The 15,580-nt window shown below is 43.6% G+C and carries 13 protein-coding genes; 6 read left to right on the top strand and 7 right to left on the bottom strand.

Annotation, left to right across the window (positions count from 1 at the left end):
• Window positions 1-160: 160 nt before the first annotated feature.
• Window positions 161-2,386 (bottom strand): NADP-dependent isocitrate dehydrogenase, encoded by a 2,226-nt coding sequence (locus R7Z47_RS10160; RefSeq protein WP_213969471.1) that lies wholly within the window; start codon window positions 2,384-2,386, stop codon window positions 161-163.
• Window positions 2,387-2,697: 311 nt separating this feature from the next.
• Between R7Z47_RS10160 and R7Z47_RS10165 the strand changes: the two genes are divergently transcribed.
• Entirely contained in the window at window positions 2,698-3,399 is a 702-nt protein-coding gene (locus R7Z47_RS10165; RefSeq protein WP_005387874.1) for a pseudouridine synthase, read from the top strand.
• Between the two features lie 85 nt (window positions 3,400-3,484).
• Here R7Z47_RS10165 and R7Z47_RS10170 read toward each other — a convergent pair whose 3' ends face one another.
• Together R7Z47_RS10170 and R7Z47_RS10175 are read right to left on the bottom strand one after the other, a co-directional pair.
• A complete protein-coding gene (locus tag R7Z47_RS10170; protein WP_017634732.1) occupies window positions 3,485-4,162 on the bottom strand; it encodes a DUF2057 family protein in 678 nt (225 codons plus the stop codon).
• Window positions 4,163-4,238: 76 nt separating this feature from the next.
• Window positions 4,239-5,318: a porin gene (locus tag R7Z47_RS10175; RefSeq protein WP_005378424.1), complete on the bottom strand. Its 1,080-nt coding sequence runs from the start codon at window positions 5,316-5,318 to the stop codon at window positions 4,239-4,241.
• Window positions 5,319-5,833: 515 nt separating this feature from the next.
• Between R7Z47_RS10175 and dinG the strand changes: the two genes are divergently transcribed.
• The 5 genes from dinG to xthA all read left to right on the top strand — a co-directional run bounded on the left by dinG (window position 5,834) and on the right by xthA (window position 10,315).
• A complete protein-coding gene (gene dinG, locus R7Z47_RS10180; RefSeq protein ID WP_017634733.1) occupies window positions 5,834-7,909 on the top strand; it encodes an ATP-dependent DNA helicase DinG in 2,076 nt (691 codons plus the stop codon).
• 14 nt (window positions 7,910-7,923) lie between these two features.
• Window positions 7,924-8,709 carry a sulfite exporter TauE/SafE family protein gene (locus R7Z47_RS10185; RefSeq protein WP_005387866.1) on the top strand — a complete coding sequence of 262 codons (786 nt, stop codon included), beginning with the start codon at window positions 7,924-7,926 and terminating at the stop codon, window positions 8,707-8,709.
• A complete protein-coding gene (locus R7Z47_RS10190; RefSeq protein ID WP_005378431.1) occupies window positions 8,706-9,251 on the top strand; it encodes a primosomal replication protein in 546 nt (181 codons plus the stop codon). The genes R7Z47_RS10185 and R7Z47_RS10190 overlap by 4 nt, the downstream gene beginning before the upstream one ends.
• The gene (gene rsmS, locus R7Z47_RS10195; protein ID WP_137281831.1) at window positions 9,251-9,415 is read left to right on the top strand and encodes a pleiotropic regulatory protein RsmS; all 165 of its coding nucleotides are present in this window, start codon (window positions 9,251-9,253) and stop codon (window positions 9,413-9,415) included. Before R7Z47_RS10190 ends, rsmS begins: the two co-directional genes overlap by 1 nt.
• 93 nt (window positions 9,416-9,508) lie before the next feature.
• Window positions 9,509-10,315: an exodeoxyribonuclease III gene (xthA, locus tag R7Z47_RS10200; RefSeq protein ID WP_005378433.1), complete on the top strand. Its 807-nt coding sequence runs from the start codon at window positions 9,509-9,511 to the stop codon at window positions 10,313-10,315.
• Window positions 10,316-10,407: 92 nt separating this feature from the next.
• Here xthA and R7Z47_RS10205 read toward each other — a convergent pair whose 3' ends face one another.
• From R7Z47_RS10205 to R7Z47_RS10220, 4 genes are all read right to left on the bottom strand, one after another.
• Window positions 10,408-13,131 carry an ImpA family metalloprotease gene (locus R7Z47_RS10205; RefSeq protein WP_318130040.1) on the bottom strand — a complete coding sequence of 908 codons (2,724 nt, stop codon included), beginning with the start codon at window positions 13,129-13,131 and terminating at the stop codon, window positions 10,408-10,410.
• A 154-nt stretch (window positions 13,132-13,285) separates the two neighbouring features.
• Complete coding sequence (locus R7Z47_RS10210; RefSeq protein ID WP_005378435.1) at window positions 13,286-13,963, bottom strand: ABC transporter permease; 678 nt, start codon at window positions 13,961-13,963, stop codon at window positions 13,286-13,288.
• A 3-nt stretch (window positions 13,964-13,966) separates the two neighbouring features.
• Window positions 13,967-14,707 carry an ABC transporter permease gene (locus R7Z47_RS10215; protein WP_005378436.1) on the bottom strand — a complete coding sequence of 247 codons (741 nt, stop codon included), beginning with the start codon at window positions 14,705-14,707 and terminating at the stop codon, window positions 13,967-13,969.
• Window positions 14,708-14,788: 81 nt separating this feature from the next.
• Window positions 14,789-15,559: an ABC transporter substrate-binding protein gene (locus tag R7Z47_RS10220; RefSeq protein WP_005378437.1), complete on the bottom strand. Its 771-nt coding sequence runs from the start codon at window positions 15,557-15,559 to the stop codon at window positions 14,789-14,791.
• Between the last annotated feature and the right edge of the window lie 21 nt (window positions 15,560-15,580).

The raw sequence follows: 15,580 nt of genomic DNA on the forward strand, positions 1-15,580 counted from the left end.
TATTGCTCTCGAAACGCCACGTTGATGTTTTGAAGAGAAAAATAAACCCGCCAAGATAGCGGGTTTCTTACTATTTAGAGCACGTGTTACAAAAGGAACACTTACAACGCACTTACAGGATAGGAAACACGCCGAAAACGACGTGTTTTTTAACACTAACTTACTTGTTAATGATTGCGTTAAAGGTTTCGCTTGGACGCATCAATTTAGAAACCAATGCATCGTCTAGTAAGTAGTAACCTCCTAGCTCACCTTTCACGCCTTGCGCATTATTTAGCTCAGCAACGATCGTTTCTTCCTGCTCTGACAGCGCTTTTGCAATTGGTGCAAATTCAGCAGCAAGATCCGCATCATCCGTTTGCTCTGAAAGCGCTTTCGCCCAGTAAAGTGCAAGATAGAAGTGGCTTCCACGGTTATCTAGCTCACCCACTTTGCGTGACGGAGATTTGTTGGTGTCTAAAAACTCACCGGTCGCTTTGTCTAGTGTATCTGCTAGAACCTGAGCCTTAGGATTGTTTGTCGCTACACTTAAATGCTCTAACGAAGCTGCAAGCGCTAGGAACTCGCCCAAAGAATCCCAACGAAGGTGATTCTCTTTTTCTACTTGTTGAACGTGCTTAGGAGCAGAACCACCAGCGCCTGTTTCAAATAGACCACCACCATTCATCAATGGAACAATAGATAGCATCTTAGCAGACGTACCTAACTCTAGAATTGGGAACAAGTCTGTTAGGTAGTCGCGAAGAACATTACCTGTAACAGAGATAGTATCTAGGCCCGCTTTCATACGCTCTAGTGAGTACTTACAAGCTTCAACAGGAGATAGGATCTTAATCTCTAGACCGTCAGTATCGTGATCTGGTAGGTAGGCGTTTACTTTCTTGATGAGCTCAGCATCGTGCGCACGGTTTTCGTCTAGCCAGAATACAGCTGGAACACCTGTTGCACGTGCGCGAGTCACTGCTAGTTTAACCCAATCTTGGATTGGTGCGTCTTTAACCTGACACATACGGAAGATATCGCCTTCTTCAACCGCTTGCTCTAACAGTACGTTACCTGAAGCATCAACAACGCGAACAGTACCCGCAGCGTCTAGAATGAATGTCTTGTCGTGAGAACCATATTCTTCAGCTTTCTGAGCCATTAGACCAACGTTAGGCACGCTACCCATAGTGGTCGGGTCAAATGCGCCGTGCTCTTTACAGAAATCAATAACCGCTTGGTAAATACCTGCGTAGCTACGATCTGGAATCATCGCTTTGGTGTCTTTTTGTTTACCATCTGGTCCCCACATTTGACCCGAAGAGCGAAGCATTGCTGGCATAGAAGCATCTACAATAATGTCACTTGGTACATGTAAGTTTGTGATACCACGATCAGAGTCAACCATCGCAAGTTCTGGTTGAGTTTGGTAAACCGCTTGAATGGCCGCTTCAATTTCTGATTTTTGCGCTTCAGGTAGAGACTCAATTTTTGAGTAAACATCACCGATGCCATTGTTTACATCAACGCCTAGCTCTTCAAACAGCTTACCGTACTTATCGAAAACGTCTTTGTAGTAAACTTTTACTGCAAGGCCGAAAATGACAGGGTCAGAAACTTTCATCATCGTCGCTTTCATATGAAGAGACAGCAGCACGTCTTGCGCTTTCGCTTCTGCAATCTCTTTCTCGAAAAATTCAACCAACGCCTTCTTCTTCATTACGGAAGTATCAATGACTTCTTTATCTAGTAATGGGAACGCAGACTTAAGCTCTTTAACTGTACCATCATTACCGACAAACTCGATTTTGACCTCTGTTGCACCAGAGATAGTTGTAGACTTTTCGCTACCAAAGAAGTCATTGTCTGACATGCTCGCAACATGAGACTTAGATTCTGCTGACCATGCACCCATTGAGTGTGGGTTTTTCTTCGCGTAGTTCTTTACCGAAGTCGGAGCACGACGGTCTGAGTTACCTTCACGAAGTACTGGGTTAACCGCACTACCTTTGATTTTGTCGTAAGCCGCTTTAATCGCTTTCTCTTCGTACGTGCTCGGCTCTTCTGGGTAGTTTGGTAAATCGTAACCTTTCGCCTGAAGCTCTTTAATCGCCGCTTTAAGCTGAGGAACTGAAGCTGAAATGTTAGGTAGCTTGATGATATTTGCTTCTGGAGTTTGAGCTAGTTCACCAAGCTCAGTCAACGCATCGCCAATGCGCTGTTCTTCTTTTAGATGCTCTGGGAAGTTAGCGATAATTCGACCTGCTAGTGAAATATCACGAGTATCTACATTGATGCCAGACGATGCTGTGAATGATTGAATGATTGGTAGTAATGAATAAGTTGCTAGCGCCGGCGCTTCATCAGTGATGGTGTAGATAATTGTAGGTTTTTCTGTAGGCATGAAATTTCCCTATTTTTTAATCAACTTGTTGGCTGATCAACTCAGCGTCTGAGTTGGTTTAATTGACGCATTGCTGCACGTTAGCAGTACATGTCTCCTCACTAACGCCACATGCGGTTCGCACTCTTTGTTGTAGTTTGAAGCTCTAAGCTCTGAATCCATGAGTGCACTGATATAATTAAACAAATAACACGAATTAGTCTATCATTCTGTGCGCGTTTGTTAGTTTTAGGCGCGCAAATCATATCCGATCATGAGAAAACTTAAAACTTTCAAACACAGTTCATTTACATTTTTGCAGGGTAGTTAACATGTCATCTCGTACAGGTCAGGAAAAAGGTCGCAGTCGTAACCAGTCTAAAACGGGCCATTTTAAACACTCAGGAGCTCGCAATGGCTCGAAGACTCGTACTCAACAAGACCGCCGCCCTAATCGTCCAACAAAAAGCCAAAAGCCAAAAGTGGCCCCTAAAGATCGTAAAGTCATTATTTTCAATAAGCCTTACGATACGCTCAGTCAATTTACCGATGGCGATGGTCGCAAAACGTTAGCGGACTATATCCCAATCAAAAATGTCTATGCGGCTGGCCGATTGGACCGAGACAGCGAAGGTTTAATGGTACTCACTAACGATGGCATCTTGCAGGCGAAGCTAACGCAGCCAAAGTCAAAATCACCGAAGACTTATTGGGTTCAAGTCGATGGCGCTCCTCAAGAGCAAGATCTTGAAAAATTGAGAAAGGGAGTAGAGCTAAAAGATGGTATGACTCTACCAGCCGAAGTTGAAGTTATTCCAGAACCACAAGTCTGGGACAGAACCCCTCCGGTCCGTTTTCGAGCAAATATCCCTACAACTTGGTTAGCCATTACCATTATTGAAGGAAGAAATCGTCAGGTACGTCGCATGACTGCGCACATTGGCTTCCCTACTTTGCGCCTCATTCGTCATTCGATGGGTGATATCGTCCTTAACGACCTAATGCCTGGTGAATGGAGAGAAATCTCTCTCTAATAAGCAGAAAAGATAAAAGCAGGCTTAAAGCCTACTTTTTAGATTCGTACTTTTTCAGTTAAGCCCTATCTAATGAACTAAGGGATTACTGCTCAGCAAGCCAGTTTTTAAATGCCTCTTTTTCCGCCGGAGACGCTTTCTGGTACATCGTCTTTAATACATCAACCATTGGGCTGTCGTTCGATGCGGCTGTTGAACGGGTATCACTAGTCTCAACTCGAGGCTCGATATCACTTACTGATTGTTGATGCTGATTCACAGTTACATAACTAACGGCAACACTCGCGATACCGCCAGCAATATTGTAGTTGCGAGATTCTTGAGGGTAATTACGACCAATTTGAACACCATCTGACTCTAATACATCTTCGACCAAAGCAATAGGTTGGCCTTTGGTATCCAGTAATTGCCAATCTAGAGGCGAGATGTTGTTTTGCGCTTGGCGAAGAGTTTTAAACTCTGGCAGTTCAAACGTTAGCTTTTCGTTTTCAGCATCAAATTTAGCAACGATTACATCACTGTAAACCGTCTTAAGGTTTTCGTTAATTTCGAATGTAGGTTGATATTTGAAGACAATTTGATTCGTTCCGTCAGGTAGTTCGATTGTCTTCTCACTAGAAAAAAGACCACCTTCTAGATCTGGCTTCTCCATGTTGACGGCCAATAACTTCACGTCTTCTGGAACCACTAAAGTCGTTGCAGCGTAGAGGTTTGTACTGGCAAAAATAGACAGTGCCATTGCCACTTTTAATGATAACTGCATAGAATTTTTCATCCTTATCTTCATAGTAAAAGACCCAGCATATAGCTGGGTCTTACAATATCAAACTGGGTATTGATTACCAGTAGAAACGAGCACCAACACCGAAGTTAGTTGCGTCGTCTGTGTCTTTGTTGTCGAAGTCAGTACCTTCGAAAGTGTAACCCGCTTCTGCGAATACACGTGCCCATTTAGAGAACTTGTATTCAACACCAGCGTAGAACCAAGAAGAGTCTGCGTCTACTTTACCTGCTTCGTCAGTAGACTGAGCTAGGTACTCGTAACCAGAGTATAGAGTTGTTTTAGGAGCAACAGCGAACATACCAGCTACAACGATGTAGTGTGAATCAACTGTTGATTTACCTAGCTTATCTTCGTTTTCGTTGTAGTAGTACGTAGCACCTAGAGTGTGCTCGTTTAGTGCGTACTCAGCAGTTACTTCAAAAGATAGGTTTTCGTTATCAGTACGCTCTGTGTGAGAAACTGTTTGCTCTACACCATTAAGAACTAGTTTTTTCTCTTTAGTTACGTTGATGTCGTTGTTCGCAGTAAGTACACCAGCGTGTAGAGATAGGTCGTTGAAAGATTTACCAACGAATACTTCTAGTACTTCTTCGTTAGAATCTTTTTCGCCTAGCGCGTAACCAGCTTTTAGCCAGAACGCGTCATTTTCGTAAGCGTATTTGATTTGAGAATCGTTGTTCCAAGCATGACCGTATGCAGTTTCCGCTGCGTTACCACCGAAGAAGTAAGAGTAATCTGCGAAGTATACGTCATCAGCCCAAGTACCTTCTTTACCGAAGCGAAGAGTACCCATATCACCCATATCAAAACCGATGATGTGGCGACGTACGTATACAGAGTCATCTGTACGCTCGCTTGAATCAGCACCTGCGTCGTAGTTGTCACCTAGAGCAACACCGATTTCAACTTCACCCAGAACTTTTAGGCTTTCGTCAACAACGTAAACCGCGTTCACACCAGTACGAGAAGAGCTAGTGTTTAGCTCTGCTGTGTGATCAGTTTTTTCTGTGAATAGAAGAGTTGGACGTAGCTGACCGTAGAAATCTACAGAACCTTCTTCAGATTTGAATACTTCAGCTGCGTTCACTGAAGTTGCAGACGCAACTACAGCTAGTGCTAATAGAGTTTTTTTCATAATTAATCCACTGCCTTTTCTTAGTTCGGGATATCCTTGTCCGGTTCCCTTTTTTTATATGTTTGAGGTAGAGCGTTAACAAAACGTTATACAGCACCTCCTCAAAATCTGGAGCTAAGAGTGCAAAAGATTATTCTGGCTGTCAAATTTTCTAAATACCAATGTAAAAAAAACAAAATACCATTACAAAACAACAACTTGATAAGATTACCTTTATTTATTCGACGAACATCTAACCAATCTCCATTATTATTTGTAATTTACAAAATTATTAACAAATGGTTTTTTAATCCAATAAGTAAATTTAAAAAAACAAAAAAAAGAATAAAAACCTACAAATCAGACAAAGTTGGAGTTTTATATTTTTCATATAATGAAATTAATTTCATTAAGATAAGGTTCAATATTTTTTTGTGAAGGAGATCTACATTCCTTATAAAAGCATTCCGTTTTGTGAACTACTGTACAACTAGTGATGTGTGCTACTATTCGCCTCCAACGCATTTGAGGCCCGTATGCTGACCAGTAACATTCAAAAATCGATTCGTAATAGCTATCAAAACCTTCAAGATCAACTTGATAACTTTGTGCCTAGAAGAGCACAAAACTACCTTGTTGCAGAGATTGCAAAAACGCTGTGCGGTCAGTATCACAAATCTAACCGAATACTCGTTGCAGAAGCAGGGACTGGAATTGGTAAATCGCTCTCCTATCTAATGGCGACCATTCCCGTGGCTGTACATAACAATAGAAAAGTGGTTATCTCAACGGCGACCGTCGCCCTGCAAGAGCAGCTCATAAATAAAGACCTCCCTCTTTTTCGTCGGATTACCGACCGAGAGTTTTCTTTTATTTTGGCAAAAGGCCGTCAACGCTATTGTTGTGCAGAAAAGCTCGCTACTGCTAGCGGTGCTGATGGTGGCCAGTTAGCCATGTTTGAAACCAAACCTAAGCAAAAAGATATAGAGCTGTTAGAAACAATGCATCGCTCTCTTGCGCAAGGTAAATGGGACGGTGACCGTGATTCTTGGCCTAAACCCATCGACGATAAGCTTTGGCAACTGATTGTCAGTGATAAACACAGTTGCAATAACAGTTTACCAGGCCACCGCGGCTGCCCATTCCAAAAAGCGCGCTCAGAGTTGGATAAAAACGATGTCATCATTGCTAACCACTCTCTCGTCATGGCAGACGCAGATTTAGGTGGCGGCGTGATTTTACCTGAGCCAGAAAATACGATATACGTCTTCGACGAGGCACATCACTTACCTCACGTCGCTCGTGACCATGCTTCAGCATCTGCGAGTTTAAAAGGTGCGGCAGCATGGCTTGAGAAGTTAAATCAGTCGATTAGTAAGTTTTCATCACTCGCAGACGAGAAACGCGTAGCTCGATTTCGCAACGACCTTCAAGACGCGGTTCAGAACTTGATACCGGCACTGACTCAATTGCCCAAACAGTTCGACCCGGCTCAATTTGAAGAGGGTATCTACCGCTTCGAACACGGTGAACTACCAGAATGGCTAGAGAACCAATCCAAAGAACTAAAACAGTTCAGTAAAAAAGCAAATCAGAGTGTGGCAAAAATTGCCGACCTTATTGCGGAAAGAGTAAAGGACGGGGAGCTTGCGACAAGGTTGGCTGAACCAGCGCTTGCAGAGCTCGGTTTCTACATTCAAAGGTTAGAAAACCTAGCGCAAGTATGGCATTTAATGGCTGAACCAACTCGTGAAAAAGGTGCGCCTTTAGCTCGCTGGTTAGAAACCCACCCCGATCGCGAGGGTGATTTCATTGTGAGTGTTTCGCCACTTGAAATTGGATGGCAACTCGACCAACAGATTTGGAGCAGATGTATTGGCGCCATTTTGGTTTCCGCAACGATGCGTGCATTAAACTCTTTCCATTACTTTTGCCATCAGGTTGGTATTGATGGAAAACCAGAATCAGGCACTCAGTTTTTAGCGCTTGCGTCACCATTCGATTACCAAAACCAGGCAGAATTGCTCATCCCTGCGATGAAATATGAACCACCAGCGCCTCAATTTACTGAATATCTTATCGAGATATTGCCTAAGTACTTGGAAGACAAGAAAGCCAACTTAGTATTATTCTCATCCTATTGGCAGATGAACCAAGTCGCGAAGGCACTCTCTTCGGAGTTCATAAAAAAAGGCTGGGCGTTGCAAGTTCAAGGTGAAAGCTCACGTCAAGAAATTCTAAAAAAACATAAAAAGTTAATAGAATCAAATAAAACCAGCGTCTTATTTGGTACTGGCAGTTTCTCTGAGGGGCTAGACTTACCTGGCGAATTACTTGAAAACTTGGTGATTACAAAAATTCCATTTGGCGTTCCAACCTCCCCTGTTGAGCAGGCTCATTCCGAATACATTGAGAAAAAAGGAGGAAACCCGTTTATGCAAATAACTGTACCAGACGCAAGCAAAAAGCTGATCCAGAGCGTAGGTCGCTTACTGCGTAAAGAGAGAGATTCTGGTAGAGTAACGATTCTTGATCGACGCCTAGTCACTAAGCGATACGGACAAGCCTTAATCGACTCACTACCTCCATTTAAACGTAAAATAGAATATTAGAAGAATCACCATTTATGGAAATGATTGAGCCAACCATGCTGTTGGTGTTGGCGCTTGTCGCTTTTGTCGCTGGATTTATTGATGCAGTTGCCGGTGGTGGTGGCATGCTTACCGTACCTGCTCTACTGTCGCTGGGCTTGCCGCCTCATATTGCACTAGGCACCAATAAACTTGCCGCTACCTTTGCTTCTTCTACTGCAGCATTTACGTACTACAAAAAACGTCTATTCAAACCTCAATGCTGGAGGCGTGCATTCGTGGCAACACTCGTCGGAGCGACATTAGGTACGCTATTTGTAGATGCGATTAGTACGGATTGGCTGGAAAAAGGATTGCCGCTTGTTATTTTGGCGGCAGCGTTGTATACCGTTTTTCATAAAACACCCCACTCTGCTCATCAAAGTCCAATACCCGAGCCTTGCCCAAAACTTCATAAAAAACAGTACATGCAAGGCTTATCCATAGGATTCTACGACGGACTCGCAGGGCCTGGAACTGGGGCTTTTTGGACAGTAAGTTCAATGGCGCTGTACCGGCTGAATATCTTGCTCGCCTCTGGCTTAGCAAAAGCAATGAACTTTACCAGTAACTTTACCTCTTTGATCACTTTTGCATTCCTCGGACATATCAACTGGGTGCTAGGCTTAACAATGGGAGTATGTTTAATGGCTGGTGCTTTTGTTGGCGCGCACTCCGCTATTAGATTTGGTTCTAAATTCATTCGTCCTGTATTTGTTACTGTCGTCAGCATACTAGCCATTAAATTGGCTTATGACGCATGGTTTGTAGGTTTGTCATGAACATTTCTCAACTCCAGGAAAATCTAGAACAAATGGCGAAGCAAGCCGCTGTTCTTGACCGTCAAAGAGGCGAACATCATGTTCCGCTTTTTGATGAGCGTTTATTTGGTTGCCGCTCTCGCTTACTTACTCCTTGCGTAAAAGAAGCAAAAGCCACGCTGGATGCGATTGTGCGTGAGCAAAATGAAGGTAAGCTCACCGCTTTGCGTGCTGAGTACCTCACTGAACGGTTAGTGGCGCAAATCGGTGCGATTCAACGCGAGATTTCTACCACTAAAATTCGTAAGAATGAAATCAAACATAGCAGCCATTTCCGTAAGCCTATCAACGTGCTTTATCAGGAACTCGCTCAACACCAAGAGTGGGCAAGACGCTTGCGCGAGATGGTGTTAGAAAAAGAACGTGCTGTCGAAAGCGCTCCTAGTTTTATGCGTGCCGACGCTCAAAAAGTATTACTAGCAACCGAGCAACGTTTAGCGCGTTGTGAAGCAGCACTTCTTAAGCTAGAGAACCAAATTACACATAGGGAAAAACATCAATAATGGCTGACCAAACAACCTCGCCTTTAGATGACGCACCTGAAGAGATCAAACTGGCTGTCGATTTAATCTATTTGCTTGAGAGCAATGAGATAGATCCAGAAGTTGCGCTTAACGCTTTAAAGATCGTGCAAAACGACTTAGAAAACAAATTAAAAGCAAAGTAGCTCAGAGCGTTTCACTCCTTTCACCGAGACTCATTTTCAGTGCTCTTACACAATGATACTATTCATAAAAAGTACGCCCCAAAAGGATAAATAATGAAAGTAATCAGCTTTAACATCAATGGACTACGTGCGCGACTGCACCAACTCCAAGCGCTAATCGACAAACACCAACCTGATGTGATTGGTCTTCAGGAAATTAAAGTTCACGATGAAGCATTCCCGATTGAAGCTGTCGAAGCCATGGGCTACAAAGTGTATTTTCATGGTCAAAAAGCACATTACGGCGTAGCAATGCTTTGTAAGCAAGAGCCTCTACACGTACAAAAAGGGTTCCCGACGGATAACGAGGAACATCAAAAGCGCATGATCATGGCAACGTTTTTAAATGAAAACGGCGAAAAGGTAACTGTGCTAAACGGCTATTTCCCTCAAGGGGATAACATCAGCCACGAAACCAAATTCCCATACAAGCGCCAATTCTATAAAGATCTGATGACCTACCTAAACGATCATCACAATAACGACGAGCAATTGATTGTTATGGGTGACATCAACATCAGCCCTATTGATGCAGATATCGGTATCGGCGAGCCAAACCGTAAACGTTGGCTAAAAACAGGTAAATGTTCATTCCAACCTGAAGAACGCGAATGGTTGAAAACCTTACTAGACTGGGGCTTTGTGGACACCTTCCGTAAGCTATACCCAGAGGTGAACGATCAATTTTCGTGGTTTGACTACCGTTCTCGCGGTTTTGATGATAACCGTGGCCTACGAATTGATGTCATTTTGGCAACCCCTTCTCTAGCGGAAAAGTGTATTGAATCTGGTATCGACTATGAGCTTCGTGGTATCGAGAAGCCTTCAGATCACGCACCAATCTGGTCAACATTTAAGTAATATATTGCAAAGCTATAAGCGAGACTCAACGCTAAGCTTAGTCCAATAAAAAGGGAGACTCAGTCTCCCTTTTCATACAAATTACCAGTTAATCACTGATTCAGCGGCCAAACCGTTTGACCATCAATAGTTATCGGTGTTTGAGCAAATTCGTTCAGACAGTAGCCTGTATTACTACTTGCAAAGTAAGTGAGCGGCATCGGCGGTAGATTCAGCGCCACAACCTGCTGTTTCGCTTTTTCTGTGAACGAGAACCCCCACATATCGAGATAGCTAGTCATATCTCGCTGAGAGATGTAGCTCAGAGCAATAAGCAACCAGTCGTTGTTCGAGATGCTATTTGCTTCTTCCCGAGAGTAGTTGGCAAAACCAATGCTCAATCGTCTCTCATCCCAAAGCGCGTCGTCCGATTTTAAGCGGTTAAACTCACGTTCAATCAGGTGCAAGCGCGCCAATAAATGCCAACCATTTTTAAGCACACCTTCATGCTGCGCCGCCATCATCATTTGAATGTAAACACGAGCGCCCCAACTCCAACTGGTTTGATTTTGCGCAGCCATGTATGCGTTTGGATCCGCTTGAGTTCGGCTAGCTTGCAATAATTCAAACTGGCCTTTGAAATCCAAGCTTTGGCAAGTTGAAACTTTTCCCGTATTCTGGAAGAAACGAGACTTACTGTAATACGAGTAGTAATTGGTCGTTGAATGCCCTTCCCAGCCTGAAAATCGGAATCGACCTTTTTCTAAACCATGACCAAGCTCATGTAAATCACCGTGACCGAGTGGGCTGAATGACCAGTAAGCATCGTAAGGGTTACCCGAACAACCATAACCACACGTCGCTTGGTCAGCGTTCATGTGCTTCACTATATCAATATTGGCGATTTCCCAACCTTGGTTTTGGGCGTATTGAATAATTTCAGGCACTTCATCTATGCCCGGCCCTTGGAAACCTGCCAGCACATGCGGGTAGTTGTGAACATATTCTTCTGTTGCAAGCGCCATTTCCGAAGGGGTAGACCACATTTCATCGTTGACCGACTCCAACATTTTGTCGCGCTTTGAGTGTACTTCAAACCCAGGAGTGATCAGCTCAGCCCAATCGAATAAATTGGCTTCTAACTGTTGAATAAAAGCGTCGTTGTCCTTCTCACTTCTCCAAACTGGATGCTGTGCCACATGATTAAATTTCAGTTCAACCGGAACATCATTTTTGTCAAAGTGAACCTGTACTGGACCACCATAAGGAGAAGTCAGCGTGATGGTTTCACCCGGCTTCACTTCATAGCCGAATGAAGTCAGCAGTTTTGGTCGCGTGTATCCATCTTTGCTGAACTCATGAGTTGCACCACTTCTTAAAGTGTTGATGACAATCTTAGTCGCCACATCATTGCTGTCATTACGTTTAACCGTAAAGGTTTCCCCAGGAAGCGCATACACACCAGCCGAACGGAAGTTACGCTTTGATTCCATATTAATCGTTGCACTGATTCTCTTTATGTCAGGGCTAAACTCACTACGGCTGAAGTTCCCCATATTTGGTTGTTTTGGGTTTACGCTTCGGCTGTTGTATTGCACGTAATCGGCAAAGTACGACTTTAGGAATTCGGTCGTTTGGGTTGATTGTTTGTCCATCGGGAAGACAACCGTTTGACGATAATGATCAGCCAGCAATACCATGAGTTTTTCGTATTGGTAGCCGTTTTGATTAAACAAATCTACTTTTTGTTCATCAAGCTTTTGCAACCAATGGCGAATGCTGTTTGCCCCTGCATAAAATTGACTGTCCATATTCGCAGTGTCAGGGCAGGATTTGTCATCACACTTTGACAAGTCAACGTTGAAATTTTGAGATTCAAAACGAGACAACAGCGCTTGTTGTGTGATGACAGAGTCCGGCACAACGTTCATCAACGATGAAGGTTCCCAGTCGACCAAGCCTAACTTACGCCAATAGTTATCTCCCACATAATCAACATGGAATTTTTCCAAAATGTCTTGGCCAAGTTCAGTTAGTCCTCCATCCCAATGCAGGTATAGAACAGGAATTTGGGCTTGCTCAGCGTATTCCAAAGCTTCGAGTACTGGTTTGTTGGTATCTCCAGATTGCAGATGCTGTGACAAGATCAATAAGTTTGGAGTATTGGTTTGCAAGCAGCTAAGTAGCTTCGAACCATCGCATAGGCTGGCCTCGTTAAACGCCAACTCTTGTGAAACATTGTCTTTTAGCCAATTCCGAGTCGCTTGCTCATCCGGAAAGTAATAAGACTGATCCATTTGCGCGATGACGACGTTTGAAGTAACTCCGCCCGACAACCAAGTGACCAGGTTACTTAACCATTGCGTCATCGCAGAGTTGGAAGAGTCGGGAAAACGTTGTGCCGTTCTAAATGGGTTACTCCCTAATAGTGCGTAACGTTGACCATTAGACTTTTCCCCGGCAACGCCAATTGACAGAGCTTGATCTTTGTAACCGCTTGCCATGGCCTTATTGGTCATCAAGATGGTGTCGTTGAAGCCATACTGAGGTGCCAAGATCGCGGCATCATGGGTTGGATCCCAATAAAGACCTGAAAGGTTTTTCGCAATTGCAGATTTGATCGTATTCGACTGCATCTTGTGAGCTTCTACAACCTGACGACTTTTACGAATGAATTCGCTCGGGTCAGAAACGAGCAGTGCATTACCAGTTTCAAGAGCTTGTTGAACTGGAGCTGGCGTTGGTTTTACTTGAGCATTAGGTTGTGATTCTCCCTCTCCCCCACCACATCCTGTGGCTAAGGCGGCAATGCCCAACGATAGAATTGTTTTTTTCATTTTTACTTACTAAACAATGAGTTTACCGAATGTTAATGTAAGTTGATGAATAATAAGAAAGAGTCTTTTACATCGACTGAAAAAATAGGAATGAAGATAACAAAATTATCAAAAGCAATAGCACCCACTCCGATGCTATTGCCTCTATTGATAATTAGCTTAAAGGACGCAGATAAGCTAAGAAACGCTTCTCTGCCACTTTAAAACACCACAAGATCATAAACGTCAGTGCCATGTAGAACAGCCCCGCCGTCAGGAAAGACTCAAATGGTGCATAGTAGCGCGAGTTAACTAGACGCGCAGCACCAGTTAAATCCATGATGGTAACGATGCCCGCGACTGCACTTCCGTGCAGCATAAATATGACCTCGTTGGAATAAGCGGGTAATGCTCGACGCAATGCACTCGGCAAGATAATACGTCTGTATGTCATAAACTTACTCATGCCATAGGCTTTCGCAGCTTCCACCTCACCTTTCGGCAAACCATTAATCGCACCACGAATAATTTCTGCGGTGTAAGCCGATGTATTCAGAATAAAAGCGACCAAAGCACAGAACCAAGCGTTCTCCCACAAGGTATCTTTCACAGGGAAAAACTGATCCATGCCGTAGTAAATCAAATACAGCTGAACCAATAGCGGCGTTCCACGGAAAAAGTAAATGAATCCCCAAGAAGGTAAGCTTAGAGCGTAATTGGTACTATTGCGTGCCACGGCTAATGGGATAGAGACACACAAGCCAATAACCAACGCTAATCCCACTAACCAAACTGTTGTCCAAAGTCCCTGAAGATAAGTTGGAAAGCTTTCAATAATCAAAGAAAAGTCCATAACTTACCTCGCATGAATACTGAACTTACGCTCAACAAGCTTGAGTAGCCCGGTCGAAACGCTGGTAAAAAATAGAAAGATGAGCGCGACAGCCATGTAAAAGGTGAACGGCATTTTCGTTGTACCTGCTGCCAATGAGCTCATTCTCACCATGTCATCCAGACCAATAATGGAAACTAACGCTGTGGTCTTAAGTAACACTAACCAGTTATTACCAAATCCAGGTAATGCATGACGAATCATCTGAGGAAGTAAGATTCTTCTAAACGATAAAGCAGAACTCATCCCATAAGCTTTCGCCGCTTCTAATTCACCCTTGTCCACCGCCATGATCGCTCCACGAAAAGTCTCCGCCATGTAGGCGCCAAAGATAAAACCAATCGTGAGTACACCAGCTATAAATGGGCTGACATCAATATAATCAGGTAAGTAAGACGTCCATTCATGGTTTGGATCACTCGAGGCAAACCACTCGTTGAGCGTTTCGTTGATGGAGTAAAGGCTGTTATTTAAAAGTATTTGTCCACCAAAGAAAATTAGCATCATCAGAACCAAATCTGGAATGCCGCGAATGACGGTGGTGTAAAGAGTGGCAATCGCCCTTGCCCATTTGTAAGGCGCTAACTTAGCTAATGCGCCAAGCATGCCTAAGACCATGGCGAGAATGAGTGAAAGCACTGCAACTTCTATTGTTACTAAAGCTCCTTTCAAAATCGAAGCTTCGTATCCTTGTAAATCTAGCATAGGTGAGTTCCTAATCCCTAAACTCAAAAAATCGACCGTTGACTACTTCTAGGAACAAGCCAACGGTCGCTTAATTACGGTTTATTCACCGTACACATCGTAGTTAAAGTATTTACCAGCAATTTCTTGGTAAACACCTTTCTCACGTAGTGAAATAATTGCTGCGTCGAGTTTCTTCGTCAGATCTTTGTCTTGTTTACGAACAGCGATACCCATACCTTCGCCAAACCATTTTGGATCGGTTAACGATGGTCCAACAAACTCATAAGCTTCGCCACCTGCTTTGTTGATCACACCCTCTTCTAGAGCAGACGCATCACCTAAAACGGCAGCAATTCGACCATTTTCTAGATCAAGATACGCTTCATCAAAAGAGCCATAACGCACAATTTCAACATCATCGCCGTAGTTGTCAGTTAAGTACTTGTCATGTGTCGTCGCACGTTGCACGCCAATTTTGACATCTTTAAGATTATCAAAATCTAGACCCGCACCTTTCTTAGCGATAAATTTATTTGGGATTTGTGCGTACTTGCCAGTGAAATCGACTTTTTTCTTGCGCTCTTCAGTGATAGACATTGCTGCGATGATGGCATCGTACTTACGTGCAAGAAGAGAAGGGATAATACCATCCCAATCTTGAGCGACGATTTTGCACTTCACTTGCATCTCTTCACAGAGTGCATTTGCCATATCTACGTCAAAGCCTTTTATTGAGCCATCAGTTTCTGTCCAGCTAAACGGAGGGTAAGCACCTTCGATACCAAAGCGAACTGTTTTCCATTCTTTCGCTTGGGCAACACCTGATACTGCCGTTGCAGCAATCGTTGCTGCTAATAACCACTTTTTCATTTCCATACTCCTGTGATTGCT

Origin of the sequence: Vibrio sp. 1641 (assembly GCF_033339995.1) — a bacterium.
Lineage (GTDB): Bacteria > Pseudomonadota > Gammaproteobacteria > Enterobacterales > Vibrionaceae > Vibrio > Vibrio alginolyticus.